Origin of the sequence: Bradyrhizobium sp. WSM3983 (assembly GCF_000473045.1) — a bacterium.
Lineage (GTDB): Bacteria > Pseudomonadota > Alphaproteobacteria > Rhizobiales > Xanthobacteraceae > Bradyrhizobium.
Window position 1 is genome coordinate 13,223 of sequence record NZ_AXAY01000039.1, and the last position, 17,324, is coordinate 30,546.

At 59.4% G+C, this 17,324-nt stretch carries 14 protein-coding genes and 1 pseudogene; 7 read left to right on the forward strand and 8 right to left on the reverse strand.

The genetic code is table 11. The features are described from left to right. Positions 1 to 2: 2 nt before the first annotated feature. A complete protein-coding gene (locus YUA_RS0136425; protein ID WP_027535089.1) occupies positions 3 to 992 on the reverse strand; it encodes a tripartite tricarboxylate transporter substrate binding protein in 990 nt (329 codons plus the stop codon). Positions 993 to 1,257: 265 nt separating this feature from the next. On the opposite strand from YUA_RS0136425, the gene YUA_RS0136430 reads away from it, so the two are divergent. From YUA_RS0136430 to YUA_RS46150, 7 genes and pseudogenes are all read left to right on the forward strand, one after another. Then, positions 1,258 to 1,929, forward strand: coding sequence for a TetR/AcrR family transcriptional regulator (locus YUA_RS0136430; protein WP_027535090.1), 672 nt, complete (start codon positions 1,258 to 1,260; stop codon positions 1,927 to 1,929). Positions 1,930 to 1,943: 14 nt separating this feature from the next. Next, entirely contained in the window at positions 1,944 to 2,927 is a 984-nt protein-coding gene (locus tag YUA_RS0136435; RefSeq protein ID WP_027535091.1) for an MDR family oxidoreductase, read from the forward strand. Next, positions 2,924 to 3,406, forward strand: a complete 483-nt coding sequence (locus YUA_RS0136440; protein ID WP_156947523.1) for a tripartite tricarboxylate transporter TctB family protein — start codon at positions 2,924 to 2,926, stop codon at positions 3,404 to 3,406. The genes YUA_RS0136435 and YUA_RS0136440 overlap by 4 nt, the downstream gene beginning before the upstream one ends. 12 nt (positions 3,407 to 3,418) lie before the next feature. Further along, positions 3,419 to 4,924: a tripartite tricarboxylate transporter permease gene (locus YUA_RS0136445; protein WP_027535093.1), complete on the forward strand. Its 1,506-nt coding sequence runs from the start codon at positions 3,419 to 3,421 to the stop codon at positions 4,922 to 4,924. Between the two features lie 56 nt (positions 4,925 to 4,980). Continuing rightward, the gene (locus YUA_RS46140) at positions 4,981 to 5,478 is read left to right on the forward strand and encodes an ester cyclase (protein WP_156947524.1); all 498 of its coding nucleotides are present in this window, start codon (positions 4,981 to 4,983) and stop codon (positions 5,476 to 5,478) included. Between the two features lie 301 nt (positions 5,479 to 5,779). After that, a pseudogene (locus tag YUA_RS46145) lies at positions 5,780 to 6,159 on the forward strand (RidA family protein). A 64-nt stretch (positions 6,160 to 6,223) separates the two neighbouring features. Then, positions 6,224 to 7,129, forward strand: coding sequence for a GNAT family N-acetyltransferase (locus tag YUA_RS46150; protein ID WP_051383577.1), 906 nt, complete (start codon positions 6,224 to 6,226; stop codon positions 7,127 to 7,129). 221 nt (positions 7,130 to 7,350) lie between these two features. Here the strand turns inward: YUA_RS46150 and YUA_RS46155 are convergent, their stop codons facing one another. From YUA_RS46155 to YUA_RS0136495, 7 genes are all read right to left on the reverse strand, one after another. Beyond that, complete coding sequence (locus tag YUA_RS46155; RefSeq protein ID WP_051383578.1) at positions 7,351 to 8,007, reverse strand: 2-hydroxychromene-2-carboxylate isomerase; 657 nt, start codon at positions 8,005 to 8,007, stop codon at positions 7,351 to 7,353. After that, positions 8,004 to 9,350 (reverse strand): MFS transporter, encoded by a 1,347-nt coding sequence (locus YUA_RS46160; RefSeq protein WP_051383579.1) that lies wholly within the window; start codon positions 9,348 to 9,350, stop codon positions 8,004 to 8,006. The genes YUA_RS46155 and YUA_RS46160 overlap by 4 nt, the downstream gene beginning before the upstream one ends. 106 nt (positions 9,351 to 9,456) lie before the next feature. Next, positions 9,457 to 10,233, reverse strand: coding sequence for an aldolase (locus YUA_RS0136475; protein ID WP_027535094.1), 777 nt, complete (start codon positions 10,231 to 10,233; stop codon positions 9,457 to 9,459). Between the two features lie 249 nt (positions 10,234 to 10,482). Further along, the gene (lpdA, locus tag YUA_RS46165; protein WP_051383580.1) at positions 10,483 to 12,243 is read right to left on the reverse strand and encodes a dihydrolipoyl dehydrogenase; all 1,761 of its coding nucleotides are present in this window, start codon (positions 12,241 to 12,243) and stop codon (positions 10,483 to 10,485) included. Positions 12,244 to 12,252: 9 nt separating this feature from the next. Further along, positions 12,253 to 13,530 (reverse strand): 2-oxo acid dehydrogenase subunit E2, encoded by a 1,278-nt coding sequence (locus tag YUA_RS0136485; RefSeq protein ID WP_027535095.1) that lies wholly within the window; start codon positions 13,528 to 13,530, stop codon positions 12,253 to 12,255. 55 nt (positions 13,531 to 13,585) lie between these two features. Then, the gene (mdeB, locus tag YUA_RS46170) at positions 13,586 to 16,261 is read right to left on the reverse strand and encodes an alpha-ketoglutarate dehydrogenase (RefSeq protein ID WP_035972671.1); all 2,676 of its coding nucleotides are present in this window, start codon (positions 16,259 to 16,261) and stop codon (positions 13,586 to 13,588) included. A 79-nt stretch (positions 16,262 to 16,340) separates the two neighbouring features. After that, a complete protein-coding gene (locus YUA_RS0136495) occupies positions 16,341 to 17,213 on the reverse strand; it encodes a LysR family transcriptional regulator (RefSeq protein WP_027535096.1) in 873 nt (290 codons plus the stop codon). Positions 17,214 to 17,324: the final 111 nt, after the last annotated feature.

The following is a 17,324-nucleotide window of genomic DNA, read 5'->3' on the forward strand; positions in this document are numbered from 1 at the left end:
GACTAGCGCGCAAGGGACCCGCCCATCTCCTTGGCCCATTCATTCCAGAACGCGACTTCTTGTCCGATGTCGGTCGTAACGCTCTCCGCTGTCGAGCCATGGATCGGAAGAGCGCCAAGCGTCTCGAGCTGCGCCAGAAATTCCTTGTCGTCGGCGGCCTTGTCGAGTGCAGCGCCAATCTTCTCGACGACGTCCGGAGGCAACTTCGCCGGCCCGGCGATACCAAACCAAGGTGAAACGTCGAGCGGCTTGCCACCACCCTGCTCAACAGTCGGAAGATCAGGGAAAGCCGGCGAGCGCTCGCTTGAAGCGACCGCAATCGCCTTGAGCGTCCCCGCCTTGATGTGCTGCGCGACCGTCGATTCGGTGAAGAAGCCGACCTGAACGACGTTCGCAATCGTATCGACGACCGGCTGGCCACCACCGGAATAATTGATGAACGTCATCTTGGTGCCGTTGGCCTTGTCGAAGAGCGTACCAGCGATGTGCGACGTCGCCCCGAAGGTTCCACCGAAGTTCACTTCGCCGGGATGCGCTTTCAAATATGAAATGAGTTCCGAAATGGACGATACGGGCAAACCTGGATTGACCACGACAAGATTGCGCTGCTTTGCGACCTTGCGGATGTAAGTGAAGCTCTTCGCCTGGTCATACGGAACGGACGGATTGAGCGCGAGCGCCCGGGTGTTCGACGATTCGACCGAGACCAGAAGCGTATACCCGTCGGGTTTCGCCTTAGCGACGTTGTTTGCACCGATGAGGCCAGCAGCGCCACCGTTGTTTTCGATCACGACGGGCTGCCCCAGCTCCTTCGATAGTTTTTGTCCGATCACGCGTCCGATAATGTCGGTGGGACCACCAGGCGGAAAGCCGACAACGAGCTTGATGGGCTTCGATGGATAGACGTCGGCCGCGATCGACGGGGCAGAGGGTAAACCGAAGCACAGCGAGACAGCAGCAAGCAGCAAAGCTCTTCCGAAGAACTGGATCATGGGGACGTCCTCTCAAAGGATGGTTTCACCATCGAAGCTAGGACACATTGTGTCAAGTACGAAACCTGAATGGCGTCCATGCACCGCACCTCCGCAGCAAACAGCAGACGCACAATCACGCGGCGACTTGTGCCACTTCGATTAACAAGCTGCACAAAATACGAGTTTTGCTGCGTCGCAAGGACGATTTAACGCGATTGCGACGGCTTTTCTGTTGCCTGAAAGAGCCTGGCGTGTTTCTAGACGATCGGTCTAATGGTGAAACATGACGCAGAACAAGAACAAACCCCGGATAGTTACGCAGGCTGAACGGCGCGACCTCGGCTTCGCTGCAACGCGCGAAGTCCTCATTCGCTGTGGCATGGAGGTGCTGACGGAACAGGGGTTTGCGGCGACCGGTCTTGACGCCTTGTTGCGCCGCGCGACGGTGCCGAAGGGCTCGTTTTATCACTACTTCGGCAGCAAGGCGGACTTCGTCCGGGAAGTCATGAAGGCCTATGATGCGTTCTTCTGCCGAAAGCTCGATCGGGCTCTGAACAACGAGAGCCTCGCACCGTCCGAACGGATGCGCGCCTTCGTTGAGGATGCCAAGTCGGGCATGGCCAAGTACCAGTACACGCGCGGCTGCCTTGTCGGAAATCTCAGCCAGGATGTCGAGGCGCTCCCTGAGGACTACCGCGTCGCACTCGACAACATTGTGCAGGGCTGGCAGCGCAAGGTGGCACGCTGCCTCGAGCTTGCGCGTGAAGCCGGCGAGATCGAAGCGTCCGCCGACTGCGAGGCGCTGGCCGAGTTCTTCTGGATCGGCTGGGAGGGTGCGGTGATGCGGGCTCGCCTCGTCAGGAATAGCACGCCGCTCGACACCTTCATTGCGGGATTCATGGCCGGGCTACCGCGCCCGCGATCATCGAAATCCGGCCGAAAGCAGACCTCGTAGACAGGAGTTTGGTGATGTTGAAAGCCGTACTGATCGAAAAGGACGAACAGGGGTATCAGGCGAAGGTGACCGAACTGCCTGAAAGCCGGCTTCCCGAGGGCGACGTGCTGGTCGATGTCGAATACAGCACGTTGAACTACAAGGATGGCCTCGCGATTACGGGCAAGGGACCGATCGTACGATCATTCCCTATGGTGCCGGGAATTGATTTCGCTGGCGTGGTCAAATCGAGCTCCGATCCGGCATTCGCCGCAGGCGACCGCGTGGTTTTGAACGGCTGGGGCGTCGGCGAGCAACATTGGGGCGGTCTGGCGCAACAAGCCAAGGTCAAGGGCGACTGGCTTATCAAACTACCGGCCGCAATGCCTTCGCGCCTCGCGATGATCATAGGGACCGCCGGTTATACGGCGATGCTCTGCGTCATGGCGCTCGAGAAGCATGGCATCCGTCCTGGCCCGGGCGACGCGCTGGTGACCGGCGCCGGCGGAGGGGTCGGCAGCATCGCGATCATGCTGCTCAGCAAGCTTGGCTTCCGTGTCATCGCCTCGACCGGCCGGCCCGAGGAACGGCCATATCTGCAAAGTCTCGGAGCCGCAGAGATCATCGACCGGGCCTCGCTTTCCGAGCCCGGAAAGCCTCTCCAGAAAGAGCGATGGATCGCCGCCATCGATTCGGTCGGAAGCCATACGCTGGCCAACATCTGCGCCAGCACCAAGGCCGATGGCGCGGTGGCGGCCTGCGGCATGGCGCAGGGCCTCGATCTGCCTGTCGGCGTCGCGCCGTTCATCCTTCGTGGGCTCACCCTGTACGGGATCAACAGCGTGACGCGGCCCAAGGCCGAACGTGTGGAGGCCTGGGACCGGCTCGCCTCGCTCCTGTCGGCGTCGGATCTCGAAAAGACCGCGATTGAGATCGGATTGGGTGAGGTCGTGCCTGCCGCTGCTCGCCTCATGAACGGCCAGGTGCGCGGTCGTACGATCGTTGACGTGAACAGGTGAGTGCCGAGGGGGCCCCGATGCGTCTGAGTATTCGAAATCCAGCCGACTTCTGGTCCGGACTCCTGTTTGTGGCGGTCGCCTCTACCTTTCTCTGGATCGCCCGCAACTACGAGTTCGGCTCGCCCCTACGCATGGGGCCGAGTTTTTTCCCTGTCGTGCTTTCGATCGCGTTGGCGGCGATCGGGCTGGTCGCTCTTCTGAGATCCTTCACCGTCGCTGGCGATAAGATCGGAGGATTCGCGGTCAAGGGGCTGCTCCTCGTCACCCTTGGCTCGCTCCTGTTCGGCGCACTGATCGAGCGTGCCGGCATCATCATCGCGGTGTCCACGATCACTCTTGTCAGCGCCTATGCCAGCGTCAAGTTCACCTGGAAGCAGGGACTGATCATGGCCGCTGTGCTTTCGGCGTTCTGCGCGCTCGTTTTCGTCTATGGACTCGGTGTGCCTATGCCGATGTTCGGATCCTGGTTCGTGGATTGAAGGGCTGGCACAATGGACATTCTCTCCAATCTTCTGCTCGGATTTCAGACAGCGGGAACGCTTTTCAACCTGGGTTATTGCCTGATCGGCGTCTTCCTCGGAACTCTGATAGGCGTTCTGCCGGGGCTCGGACCGGTCGCCACCATCGCCATGCTGTTGCCCGCCACCTTCGGCTTGCCGCCGGTGTCGGCGCTCATCATGCTCTCGGGCATTTACTATGGCGCCCAGTATGGCGGGTCGACGACGGCGATCCTGATCAACCTGCCGGGAGAATCGTCTTCCGTTATCACTGCTTTGGACGGTTACGCTATGGCGCGAAACGGGCGGGCCGGCGTCGCACTCGCGACGGCTGCGATCGGCTCGTTCTTCGCCGGCACGGTATCCACCCTCCTCCTTGCGCTCGCGGCTCCGCCACTGGCACAGGTCGCGCTGAAGTTCGGGCCGCCGGAATACTTCTCACTCATGGTCCTTGGATTGAGCGCCTCGGTCGTGCTTGCACACGGATCGCTTTTGCGAGCGTTCGGCATGATCGTGTTCGGCTTGCTACTCGGCGTGGTCGGGACCGACGCCAACTCGGCGGTGCAGCGTTTCACATTCGACATCCCCGAGCTCGCCGACGGGATCGGTTTTGTCACCGTTGCCATGGGCATGTTCGGTGTCGGCGAGATCATCCGCAACCTCGAGAACGAAAGTGACCGCTCCGTCTTTGTCAGCAAGGTCACGAATCTGATGCCGAACCGCGAGGACTGGCGGCGGATCGTCGGACCGATTCTTCGTGGAACAGCGCTGGGATCCGCGCTCGGCATTCTTCCAGGCGGCGGAGCGATGCTCTCTTCGTTTGCCGCCTACTCCGTCGAAAAGAAGATTTCGCGGCGGCCATCAGAGTTTGGCAAAGGAGCGATCGAGGGCGTTGCGGCGCCAGAATCTGCAAACAATGCAGGCGCGCAGACCTCCTTCATTCCGATGCTCACGCTTGGGATTCCCTCGAACCCGGTGATGGCGCTGATGATCGGCGCGCTCATCATTCACGGTATTCAGCCGGGACCGGCGGTCATGACCCAGCAGCCCGCCCTATTCTGGGGGATCATCGCTTCGATGTGGATCGGCAACTTCTTCCTCATTTTGCTCAACCTGCCCCTCGTCGGGATGTGGGCGAAGATGCTGACGATCCCCTACCACATCTTGTTTCCCGGCATCATGGTGTTCTGCGCCATCGGAGTGTTCAGCCTGAACAACACTTCCTTCGACGTGTACCTCATGGCCGTCTTCGGCCTGCTCGGCTACGTGTTCGCCAAGCTCAAATGCGAACCTGCCCCCATGCTGCTCGGCTTCATTCTCGGGCCAATGATGGAAGAAAACCTGCGGAGATCGCTCACGCTGTCGCGCGGGGATCCGTTGGTCTTTGTGAAGAGCCCCATCAGCCTGACGATGCTAATCATCGCACTGCTCGCCTTGTTGATGGTCCTTCTTCCCTCGTTCCGAAAGACCCGCGAGGACGCCTTCGTGGAAGAGGACTAAGAGGACTCATCCGAAAGGCGAGTCATAAGACGAGTAAAATCAGGCAGGAGAAGCAAATGATTGCCGCGCCACCCGGGCTTGAGACCGCGATGGAATTGGATCCCCGCAGCCTCACTCCACAAAAAAAGATGGTCTTCCGATTCTACAAAGACATGTGGGATCGCGCGGATGTCAGCTTAATTCCCGAAATATTTCATCCAGATTTCACGTTCCGTGGCTCACTGGGCCCTGTTCTGGTTGGACACTCGCAGTTCGAGGACTATGTCCGATGGATCAGCGACGCTCTCGACGGTTACACCTCGGACATTCTGGATTTGATCGAAGAGGGTGATCGGGTATCTGGAAAGCTGCGTTTTCACGGAATTCATCGAAAGCCGCTCTTTGGGCGCGAGCCCACCGGACAGCATATCTGGTGGTATGGCACTCCGATCTTCATCTTCCGCGGCGGGAAGGTTCAGGATCTATGGGTTCTGGGAGATATTCATGGGTTGCTAGGCCGGCTCGATGGAGCCCAAGACGTGCCGCCGGAATTCAAGCCACCTCTGTCGCGTTGAATTAGAGAGCCGGTCACTGGTGCAGTCGGAGACGCGACCGACTACCCCATCTGGTCCAACAGAATGTCGTTCGGTGTTCAGATTGCTGCCGCCATCGACGGAGATCTTGCGCCGATCATCGCGACGAAGCGGTTCACCGCAACCGCATCTATTTGGCCGTTGCCATACCGGCGGCGATCTGCGGCGATGCGAGCGAGCCCGGGTGAACTTCAGCCGGGTGATCTCGCTGGGCTACCATTCTTCAACTGGCTCTCCGTGGAGCATAGCGCGAGATGAGGTCAACAAAAGGAGAATGGCAATAATGGGCAGAGAAGCAATCAACGCCCCAGGCGCCGCTGCAGTCGGTCCTTACTCCCACGGTGTGGCCGCGAATGGTTTCGTCTATCTCTCCGGTCAGACCCCTATCGATAGCGTCACTGGCCGATTGGTCGAAGGTGGAATAGAGGCCCAAGTGTCCCAATGCTTCCGCAACCTTGTAACGGCTCTGGAAGGGGCGGGTCTCTCGTTGGATAATGTCGTCAAGTGCAACGTCTTCTTGACGGACATGGGCGGTTTCACCGCGATGAACGCTGTCTACGCGAAGCACTTCTCAGACCCTATCCCGCACGCACAACAATCGGCGTGGCCTCGTTGCCATTGGTAGCGAAGGTCGAGATCGAAATGGTTGCCGTCAAGTCCTGAGCGTCGGCCCGCTTCAATCCGCTTCAATAGGAACTGCCGATGTCCTCGCACCATAGTTCGCTCGATGGAGGAAACCGATCTCGACGACGCCTGGAACCTGTCCCAACGGTTTCTTTGGCCTCATCGCCGCGAAGATCGGGCATTTTTGCTTGAGCTGGGCGAAGGGCTTGTGGCCGAGGTGGACGGCCGAGTGCGGGCCACGATCATGGCCTTTCGCTACGGGCCCGCCTTGGCGACTGTGGGCATAGTGATCGTTGACAAGTGGATGCAAGGCCAAGGCGTCGCCCGGGAGCTCATGCTGGATGTGATGGCACGTCTGAAGGGGTGCACGATTGTCCTGCAGGCCACCCCGAGCGGTGCGTCGCTCTATGCCAAATTGGGCTTCGAAGACATCGGGTTGCTATATCAGCATCAGGGCATCGCGCCGGCAGCGCCTCAGCCAACGCTATCGCCAGGCGAGCGGATCCGCTCAATCGGATCCGCCGATTCGCATCTCGCCACACTTTATTCACAGGCGAGTTGCTCCGATCGAAGCGACCTGGCGAAAGCATTGTTTGCACAGGAGAAGGGGATCGTGCTGACTCGCGACGATACGCCCGTGGGCTTCGCCATGCTGCGACAGTTTGGCAAGGGCTGGTGCATCGCACCGGTGGTGGCGATCGATCTCAACGCGGCAAAGGCTCTGATCCTCCACTGGGTTGCAGTCAACACAGACCGATTTACCCGCGTCGATGTGGCCGGCGACGAAGTCCTGTCGAAATGGCTGACGGAACTCGGCCTGCCACAAATCAGCGGTACACAAACGATGGCGCACGGGGGTTTACCGACTTCGCCCAAGGCGTACAAAGTCTTCGCAGTCACCGCGCATGCGTTGGGAGAACACAAAGCGAGTCGACGACTGAATTTGGGACCGGGCGGCAGTCACGCACGGAAATGCTGGACAGGCTGTCACTGCACGTCATGCCTGTAAATGGGCGCGCCGATGTTTACTTCGCTTGTAGTCCAAAATCAGGGGCAAGCCATTCAAGTGCCCCCAAGCTAAGCCTACATTTCAAAAAACGCCCGGCAAACTAAGTGCCGGGCGCAAGTTTATAAGGGCACTTAGGTAAGGCCCCGTGGTCCGGCCCAGGGAGGGGGCCGAAACTGAGAATCCGAGATCAGAAGCGTTCGTGCCGAAGGGGCGTGCGCGGCCTATCGCCCTCCTGTTGCACCAGTGCTCGATTGAGAATTGCTACGACGCGCCGCACCTCCAATGGAGCTTGTGATCGCCTCTTCAAGCATATCCAGTCGGTCCTGGCCCCAGAACAGCTCGTTGTTGAAGACATAAGATGGCGACCCAAAAACGCCGGCTTCCACAGCGTCATCCGTGAAACGTCGATACAACGCCTCAATCTCGGGAACATCGGCCGCCAATAGCAACCGGTCTGCGTCGAGCCCCTCCTCTGCCAAAATGCGCTTCAGCTCTTCGCGATCGGAGATATCGCGATCGTCACACCACTCGGCACGCAAAATGGCCTTGTAGAGCGAGACTATGCTCAATCCCATGCGATCCGCGGCAATCACGATCCGCGAAGCCGCGTCTGCATTCGGGCACATAAATTTCGGCATTGGATTTACGTGGATTCCGAGCTTCTTGCACCAACGGTTTAGTTCGACGATCCGGTAGGCTTGTCGTTCGGGCGCTCGATTGCCTAGCAATTGTCCGCCCGTCCGCCGGTAGACGTCAGGAAGATCGACCGGCATGTAGCGGATCTTCAGTTGATATTTGGCAGCAATTTGCTCTAGCCGGTCAGTGCCGAGATAGGCCCAGTCCGAGTTCATCCAGAAAAAGTAGTCGATCTTATTCATGATGCCACGCTCGCCGAAACGCTAGAAGCCGCGCTCGCCCTGTCTGCGGGCTCTTGGGCGGCAATGAATGCCGCTGCGCGCATACGCCACGCGCAAAGGAGGGCGATAGCGGCTAGGACCATGAGATACCAAACCACATATTGTGGATCACCTCCATTTCGCGCCAAGAGCCAAGTCGCAACGATCGGAGCAAGACCACCGCCTACCGCCCCGGAGACCTGCACGGCCAGGGAGATGCCGGTGTAGCGTACTTCTGGCGGAAATTGCGAAGAGAACAACGATCCTTCGGGGGCATACAGGCAACCGTAGACGAGCCCGATGGCGATGATCATCGCGACGTTGATCCAGAACACCTCCTTGCTGCCCAGAAGATTGAAGAAGACGGGGGCTGCGATCACGATACCGACCGCACCAATCATGAAGACGTGCTTGTGGCCGATACGATCGCCAAGCAATCCGAACAGCGGCATAGTAAACAGTACGACCGCGGCGCCCCAGATCGTCGCGTCTAAAATTACTGTTTGCGGGATGCCAAGCGTACCCGCGGCGTACGCAAGAGAGAAGCTCGACACGGTATAGAACCAGGTCACCTCCGCGAACCGCGCGCCGATCGCCAGGAGAACCTCCCGCGGATAGCTCCGGCAGACTTCGGCGATCGGGACTTTAACGTCGTTGCCATTGTCCTTCACTCTTTCGAAATCCGGGGATTCGGCAACGTTGACCCGAATGAACCAGCCGACCGCCAATAGAACCACACTGGCAAGAAATGGCAGACGCCAGCCCCAACTCAACATGTCCTTCTCAGGAAGCGCCGCCACCATGCTCATCGCCAAGGATGACAGAATGAGACCCGGGGCGACACCAGCTTGCGGCAAGCTGCCGAACAAGCCCTTCTTGCCTTCGGGAGCATGTTCAACCGCCATCAAGACCGCGCCCCCCCACTCGCCGCCCACAGCCACGCCTTGAAGAAACCGCATCGCTACCAACAAAACGGCGGCCCAGTAGCCGATGCTCTCGTAGGAAGGAATAATGCCGATGGCCATCGTCGGCACGCCCATCAAGACCAATGTGATGAGCAGCATCGATTTTCGTCCGATCCGGTCGCCGAAATGACCAAAGACGATGCCCCCTAAGGGGCGCGCAAAGAACCCAACCGAATAGGTCGCGAATGCCGCCATCGTCCCCGCAACAGGATCGAAACTCGGAAAGAAGATCTTGTTGAAGATGAGTGCGGCCGCCGTTCCATACAGAAAAAAGTCATACCATTCGATCGTCGTCCCCATCATGCTGGCAAGTCCGGCGATCACATAGTGACGGCGCCCCCGCTCCTCGACGGATTTCATGATCGTTCTCCTCCTCCGGTTTTTATTTTTGATAGTTAGGGGCCCGCTGGACGGGCCCCTTCCTTTTCACGCGGAAACCCCACGAAGATACGGCCTTCGCGCCCGGCTACTTCGCGGCTGGACCCGCCGAATGGGTCTGCCGGCACCAGTAGTCGAAGGTAGCTCCGACGATGGACGGCTTGAGCAGATAGTCGTGTGCTTCCTTCGCCAGCGCATCATCGACAGGCGTCAGCGGACCGAACGCCTGCGCGCGAATCTGCATCCGCGCGGCACGCTCGAGGTAGACCGACAGATATGTCGCCTCTTCGATCGATACGCCGGCAGTAAGGTAGCCGTGATGAGCCAGGATGATTGCGCGCTTGCGACCGAGTGCTTCCGAGATGAGAACGCCCTCCTGGTCCGCGATCGGAACACCGGGCCACTCTCCGAGAAACGCGCAGTCATCGTGCAGCGGCGTCATGTCCATCTGCGCGATCACGAGCGGCTGACGCGCCGCAGCCAGCGCCGAGGCCCACGGTGAATGTGTATGGATCAACGACTTTACGTCAGGCCTTGCGTCGTAGACCCATAGATGGAAGCGCGTGGCAGGATTTGCCATGCCTTCCCCAGTCAGCGTATTGAGGTCCCTGTCGACTTCGATGAAATCATCAGGAGTCGCCTCATCGAAGCCCAGACCAAACCGCAAGGTCCAATAGGCATTGGGGCGTTCGGAGCGAAAGCTGATTTGGCCCGCGAGCCCCGCTTCCTGACCGGTCATGGCCAATATCCGGCAGGCGTAAGCCAGCGTCTCCTTGTAGCTGCGCTTCGCGCCTTTGAGATGCTCAGCCATTTCCCGCGTGGCGCGGTCGTCGAAATATTCCTTTGCCCGCAGCTCCGCCTTCATCTGTCTTCTCCTGCATTTTGCGGGAAGCCTGATGATCCCGCATCAAAAAGTTAACATGTCGCAGGAGGTGCAAGCGTGCCATGAACCTCAAGTCATATCTGAGATGAGTTCTTCGGCGTTGAGCTACAATCGACCGTGCTTGCTCCGCTCGGGAGCCCGTTCATCACCGGTTCCTGCAGCAACGGAGGGATCATCTGGTCGCGCCCACGATCCGCGAAGACAGAACGAATCAATTGTCTGCCTCGGTCACTAACTCTCGATCACACTGCCAACTGACGACGTGATACGCGCCTTCGGCGGCACGTCGGTACAGGTACCCTTGGCTATCTCTGCCGCCATTCCGATGCTTTCACCAAGCGTAGGATGCGGATGTATTGTTCGACCGATATCGATGGCGTCCGCTCCCATCTCAATCGCCAAACAGATTTCTCCGATCATATCGCCTGCGTTCGGGCCGATGATGGCGCCACCGACGATTCGGCCCGTTTCCTTTGCAAAGATCAACTTGGTCACACCGAAATCGGCAGAATTGGCGATGGCGCGCCCAGAGGCAGTCCACGGAAATTTTGCGACTTCGATCGCCAGGCCATTGGCCTTGGCCAACTCCTCCGTCACGCCCACCCAAGCGATCTCTGGGTCGAGATAGGCGACGGAAGGAATGACCGCCGCGTCGAATGCGGCTTTGTGCCCAGCAGCAACCTCAGCGGCGACGTGTGCCTCATGGACCGCCTTATGCGCCAGCATGGGCTGACCGACGATATCGCCGATCGCGAAGATGTGCGCGACCTGTGTCCGCATATGCCGATCTACTTTGATGAAGCCATTATTTGCAGTGAGGCCGGCAGCTTCGAGCGACAGGTTTGCGCCATTTGGTCGCCGGCCAGCTGCTTGGAGAACGAGATCGTAGTCGCCGTCGGCGGCGTCGCCACTGAAGCGCCCGGTCAGCTTGTCTGGCTTGGCGTCAATCGCCTCCAGGCGCGTTCCAATCATGACGCGATCGAAGCGTCTGGCATTTTGTTTCATCCAGATGGCTACGAGGTCGCGGTCAACGCCATTCAGGATGAGATCCGTTTGTTCGACGACATCGACCCGCGCTCCAAGCGCGCTGTAGACGGTGGCCATTTCAAGTCCAATGATACCACCGCCAACAACCAACATCCGCTCGGGGACAAGCGGGAGTTCGAGCGCGCCAGTCGAGTCAACGATTCGCGGGTCGTCGGGCAGATGTGACAACGCGATCGGCGAAGACCCCGCCGCAATGATGCATGATTTGAACTGCAGGGCCAGCGCTCCACCGCTCGATAGCACGACTTCAATCCGGTTCGGCGCGGTGAATTGGCCTGTTCCTGTAATGCGTTGCACTTTCCGCATCTTCGCCATGAAATCGAGCCCATCGGTGAGCCTCTTCACCGTTGACTTTTTGAAGTCGCGGAGCGCATTGAGATCAACCTGCGGCGGGCCGAAAGTGATGCCATGTGTGGCGAGGCGGCCTGCCTCCTCCTTGACCGCCGCAACGTGCAGCAAAGCCTTGGAGGGGATGCAGCCGACATTGAGGCAGACGCCACCGAGTTGCGCTCTGGTTTCGACCAAAGCCACCTTCAGACCAAGATCGGCAGCCCTGAAAGCGGCTGAGTACCCACCCGGGCCGCCTCCGATAACGACGAGGTCAAAATCGCCGCCCGATGGCGCGACCGCCGCGGTAGAGCGTCCCGCCCCCGGCGCAGCGATGGTCGCGGCTCGCTCGCTGCCCGTAGTCGCTGGTGCATTCACAGCATCGGTTTCGATCAGGCCGAGTAGGCTACCCGTCGAGACGCGATCACCGACCGAGACGTTCAGCGACAGGATCTTCCCAGCGACGGGCGAGGGAATATCCATCGTCGCCTTGTCGCTCTCGATCGACGCCACTGCTTGCTCGAGGTTGATCCTATCTCCGACCTGCACGAAGATTTCGGCGACCGGAACATCGTGGAAGTCCCCGATGTCAGGCACGATCAGTTCGATTTTGGCCATGGTGTTTCCCTAGAGCATTGCGCGGCGAAGGTCGCTCAGGATCTCGGCGATACAGCCAAGGAATCGCGCGGCGGCGACGCCGTCCACCACGCGGTGGTCCCAAGATAGGCTTAGGGGCGTGATCAGCCGGGGTTCAAACGCCCGCCCATCCCAACGCGGCTCCATCTGCGAGCGCGCCGCCCCGAGGATGGCCACTTCCGGAGCGTTAATAATCGGCGTAAAACCGGTGCCACCAATTCCCCCCAAAGAGGAAATCGAAAAGCTGCCGCCCTCCATTTCGCGGGCCTGCAGCTTGCCCTGTCTAGCTTTCTCCGACAGGGCAGCCATTTCGACGCCGATATCGAGGAGACCCTTGCGGTCGCAATCACGGACGACGGGAACCAACAGGCCGTTCGGCGTGTCGACCGCAAAGCCAACATGGATGTATTTCTTCTGAATGACTGTTTCGCCTTCGAGCGAAGCGTTGAAGCGCGGATGTGCGGCCAGAGCGATCGCCGAGGCCTTTATGAGGAAAGCAACCATAGTGAGCTTAACCAACGGCTCGCGCTTCTCCGCGTTGGTCGCCAAGCGAAAGGCTTCGAGTTCGGTGACATCGGCGTTGTCGAAATTGGTGACATGAGGGATGGTCAGCCAATTCCGGTGCAGCGCGGTGCCCGAGATGCGTTGGATCCGTGACAGCGGAATCCGCTCCACTTGCCCATATTTCTCGAAATCGTAGGACGGCGCGGGCGGAAGCGAGAATCCGGTGGCCCCTACGTGCGCGGGTGCCGTCATCCGGGCTTTGACGAAGGCAAGCACGTCCTCGCGCAATACCCTGCCCTTTTGCCCGCTCGCCTTTACGTCGACGAGATCGACTCCGAGCTCTCGCGCGAAGGCGCGGATCGACGGCGTGGCATGCGCGCCCGCCTTACCCGCCCCGCCATTGCCCTGCTCGGGAGCGCAAGCCAGGACAGGTTGAGGAGGCGCAGCTACCGGGACTGCGGGCGTGGGAGCCGGGACCGCCGCCTCTGCCTGGGCCACGGTTGCCGAAGGGACCGAAGCCGGGTCCGCGACCTCGATGACGGCGATCGGCATCCCCTGGGAGACGTTACGGCCAATATCGACCTTCAGTTCGACGATCCGGCCCGCATAGGGAGAAGGTACCTCCATCGTCGCCTTGTCAGATTCGAGTACGAGCAAAGGCTCGTCGAGGCGGACGACGTCGCCTGGCCTGACCAAAATCTCGACAATCGGGACATCCTTGTAATCGCCGATTGAAGGCAACTCGACGGTTTGAAATGAAGCCAAAGGGGTTCTCCAGAAAATCCGGTCATTGCTGTCGCGAAGTGGCTGCTGCCGGAGGTCAACAAAGCCAAGGCGCCGTTGGCACGGCTCCAAGCCCATATTCCTTGGTCGCCTTTGCGACGATGTCCTGTGAAACCTTGCCTTTGCGCGCTAGGGCATAGATGGCAGCAAGAACGACATGCTTGCGATCGACTTCGAAGAAGGCCCGCAGGGCCGATCGTGTATCGCTGCGGCCGAAGCCGTCCGTGCCGAGGGCGACGAAAGGACCTTCGATATAGGAAGCGATCAGTTGGGGATAGGCACGAACATAATCAGTTGCTGCCACGATCGGAGCATCGCCGGGGAGCAGGCGCTCGACGTGGCTGAGTCCTGTCGCGTCGCCGCTGAGCATGCGGCGACGCTCGACCTCTCGGGCTTCACGGGCCAGTTCGCTGAAGCTAGTTGCGCTTAGCACCTCCGCCTCGATACCCCAATCGGCTAAGAGCAACCCGGCTGCGGCCACAACTTCGGGCAGGATCGCCCCCGATCCAAGCAGACGCACACTGGCGCGACCGGTCTGCGGTCCCATCAGCGAATAGAGGCCCTTGATAATGCCTTCGGCGACGTCCTTTGGCATGGAAGGCTGAGCATAACTCTCGTTCATCGCCGTGATGTAGAAGAACTCGTCGGCGCCCTGCTCCATCATCCGTCGGGCACCATGATCGACGATCGTTGCCACTTCATAAGCGTAGGTCGGGTCGTAGGCCCTGCAATTCGGCACCGTCGCCGCCATGACATGACTGCTGCCGTCCTGGTGTTGCAGGCCCTCGCCGCCGAGGGTGGTCCGGCCGGCGGTCGCTCCGATCAGGAAGCCGCGTGCACGCTGGTCGGCAGCCGCCCAGATCAGATCGCCGATGCGCTGGAAACCGAACATCGAATAGTAGATGTAGAACGGCAGCAGGGGCTTGCCGTGCACGCTGTAGGACGTCGCGGCCGCCACCCAGGACGAAATCGCCCCCGCTTCCGTAATGCCCTCCTCCAAGAGCTGTCCGTCGACGGCTTCCTTGTAGTAAAGCATCGAACCGGCATCCTCCGGCTCGTAGAGCTGGCCGACCGGGGAATAGATACCGACCTGGCGGAACAGATTGTCCATGCCGAAGGTACGAGCCTCGTCAGCGACGATCGGAACGATCTTAGGTCCGAAGTCCTTGCTCTTCAGTAGATTGCTGAACAGTCGCACCATCGCGACGGTGGTCGACATTTCCTTGCCATCTGCCTTGAGCGCAAATTCGCCATAGCTCGCCAGATCTGGCACGGATAAGGGCTTCGCGCTTTTGCGACGCGCCGGCAGGTAGCCACCTAAAGCACGGCGGCGCGCATGCAGGTACCCCAGTTCCGCCGACCCTTCCGCGGGGCGATAGAACTCGAGCTTTTCGACTTGCGCATTGGTTAGTGGCAGCGAAAACTTGTCGCGAAACGCGAGCAGCGCGTCGACATCCAGCTTCTTGGCTTGGTGCGCCGTCATACGGGACTCGCCTGCCCCGCCCATACCGTAACCTTTTTTGGTCTTCGCAAGGATGACTGTGGGACGCCCCTTAGTGCTCCTCGCGGCAAGGAACGCCCCGTAGAGCTTGCGGAAGTCGTGGCCGCCGCGTTTGAGAAGGTCGATATCTTTGTCGGACAGATGTGCGACGAGCTTGCGGACGTCCGGATCCCCGTCGAAGAAATGCGCGAGGTTATAGGCGCCGTCCTTTGCGCCGAGCGTCTGGTACTTGCCGTCGTTCGTCTCCGCGAAGCGGCGCAGCAAGCTATGCGAGGTGTCACGGGCGAAGATTGGATCCCATTCAGAACCCCATAGCACCTTGATGACATTCCAGCCCGCCCCCTTGAAGAGGCTCTCTAGCTCCTGGATGATTTGGCCATTCCCTCGCACGGGCCCGTCAAGTCGCTGCAGGTTGCAGTTTACGATGAACGTCAGATTGTCGAGACGTTCCCGCGCAGCCAGGGAAAGCCCGGCGACAGATTCCGGCTCGTCCATCTCACCATCGCCGAACACCCCCCAAACGTGCTGAGCGTCGGTGTCGTGCAGTTTCCTATCCCGCATGTAGCGCATGAAACGCGCCTGATAGATCGCGCTTATCGGACCGATACCCATCGATCCTGTCGGGAATTGCCAGAAATCCGGCATCAGCCAGGGATGTGGATAGGAGCACAGGCCGTTGCCCGACATCTCCTGCCGATAGTGGGCAAGGCTGTTCTCACTCAATCGTCCCTCGAGGAAGGCGCGTGCATAGATGCCCGGAGCCGAATGGGGTTGAAAGAAGACGAGATCACCACCATCACTCTCGCTCGGCGCACGAAAGAAGTGATTAAAGCCCAGCTCGAAGATCTCTGCCGCAGACGCGTAGCTCGCTACATGCCCACCGAGTTCGCCATAGGCTCGGTTCGCGCGCACGACCATTGCCAGCGCGTTCCAGCGAATGATCGAGGTAATGCGTTCCTCTATCGCCAAATCGCCGGGGAACGGCGGCTGCTTCTCGAGCTCGATTGTGTTCCGATAGGGAGAATAAGGATGACTATCCTCGACAATGCCGATTTCCTTAGCGCGGCGATCGAGCGCGTTCAGCAGAAAGCGAGCCCTTCGGCCATCATTTTGGCGTGCGACTGACTCTAGCGACCGCAGCCAATCATCTGTCTCGGTCGGGTCAACGTCAATGCTTGAGGTTAGGAGTTCTTTGTTGGCAGAGGAATTCACGTCAATCTCCCTAAATCGACAAGTTGAGCGTGGCTCAAGCGCTATCCTGCTTGCGTGCCGCTGCGCAGCCAATGAGGCGCTATCGCACCTTGGCGAGCGCGATCTTCACGACTTCCCGCACCAGCGGAGGACAATGCTTGTGGTCACGCACGATGGCGACGACGCGGCGGCGCAGCATCGGTCGAATGATCCTAAGTTTCTTAAGACCATAATCGACGAGTAGCCTGTCTGGAATTCGAGCCGGCAGCACACAAGCGCCAACGCCCGAAGAAACCAACTTGAGCATCGCATCGATTGTTTCTGCCTCCGCCACAAACTCCGGAGCAAGGCCGCCGCCCTGGAGCATCTTCCGCAGTGCATAGTGTGGCGGGAATCCCACGAGTTTATGTCGCGATGTTGTAAGGTCGATATCGTCCGGCCATACGCTGTCCTCGCGTGCGATCATGCACATCTCATCTTCGAACAACGGAGTTGCCTGAAGTTCTGCGGAGTCGACAGCCGAATCGTATACGAATCCGATGTCGGCCTTCCCGCTTTCGACCAGCGCGACAACCTCAGGCGAGCTCCGGCTTATCAGTGAAAGATTGACGCTCTCCCTCTGCACCATGAACTCGGCAACGACGTCGGACATGAAGTAATAACTTAAGGTGTGGATGACAGCGATCCTGATATGTCCTTGGGTCACACCTTCTTTATCACGCACAGATTCAAGAGCGTCATCGATGTTCGCGTAGGCCGCCTTTGCGACATCGAAGAGTCTTTCACCGGCTCTCGTCAGCTCAACTCCTCGTCCAGTACGGGAAAACAACGGCTTGCCGACATAGGCTTCGAGTGACGCAAGCTGGCGGCTAATTCCCGATTGGGTGAGGTCGAGCGCATCCGCCGCACGTGACAAGGATTTGAGCTCCGAAATTTTCACGAAGTACCGCAGTTGCCGGTCGGTATTTTCCATGTCCGGTACAAGCCCCGCCGTAACCCTAGCGACTAACTAACCGAGACAGCATTGTCGAAACCGCCCAAGCGATCCCCTGCAGCTCTCTCTCACCCGCCGGGGATCCAAGAT

What these genes read in the sequence shown, in the direction of transcription:
- YUA_RS0136425 (WP_027535089.1), bottom strand. Translation starts at nt 992, where the DNA reads ATGATCCAGTTCTTCGGAAGAGCTTTGCTGCTTGCTGCTGTCTCGCTG.
- YUA_RS0136430 (WP_027535090.1), top strand. Translation starts at nt 1,258, where the DNA reads ATGACGCAGAACAAGAACAAACCCCGGATAGTTACGCAGGCTGAACGG.
- YUA_RS0136435 (WP_027535091.1), top strand. Translation starts at nt 1,944, where the DNA reads ATGTTGAAAGCCGTACTGATCGAAAAGGACGAACAGGGGTATCAGGCG.
- YUA_RS0136445 (WP_027535093.1), top strand. Translation starts at nt 3,419, where the DNA reads ATGGACATTCTCTCCAATCTTCTGCTCGGATTTCAGACAGCGGGAACG.
- YUA_RS46140 (WP_156947524.1), top strand. Translation starts at nt 4,981, where the DNA reads ATGATTGCCGCGCCACCCGGGCTTGAGACCGCGATGGAATTGGATCCC.
- YUA_RS46150 (WP_051383577.1), top strand. Translation starts at nt 6,224, where the DNA reads ATGGAGGAAACCGATCTCGACGACGCCTGGAACCTGTCCCAACGGTTT.
- YUA_RS46155 (WP_051383578.1), bottom strand. Translation starts at nt 8,007, where the DNA reads ATGAATAAGATCGACTACTTTTTCTGGATGAACTCGGACTGGGCCTAT.
- YUA_RS46160 (WP_051383579.1), bottom strand. Translation starts at nt 9,350, where the DNA reads ATGAAATCCGTCGAGGAGCGGGGGCGCCGTCACTATGTGATCGCCGGA.
- YUA_RS0136475 (WP_027535094.1), bottom strand. Translation starts at nt 10,233, where the DNA reads ATGAAGGCGGAGCTGCGGGCAAAGGAATATTTCGACGACCGCGCCACG.
- lpdA (WP_051383580.1), bottom strand. Translation starts at nt 12,243, where the DNA reads ATGGCCAAAATCGAACTGATCGTGCCTGACATCGGGGACTTCCACGAT.
- YUA_RS0136495 (WP_027535096.1), bottom strand. Translation starts at nt 17,213, where the DNA reads ATGGAAAATACCGACCGGCAACTGCGGTACTTCGTGAAAATTTCGGAG.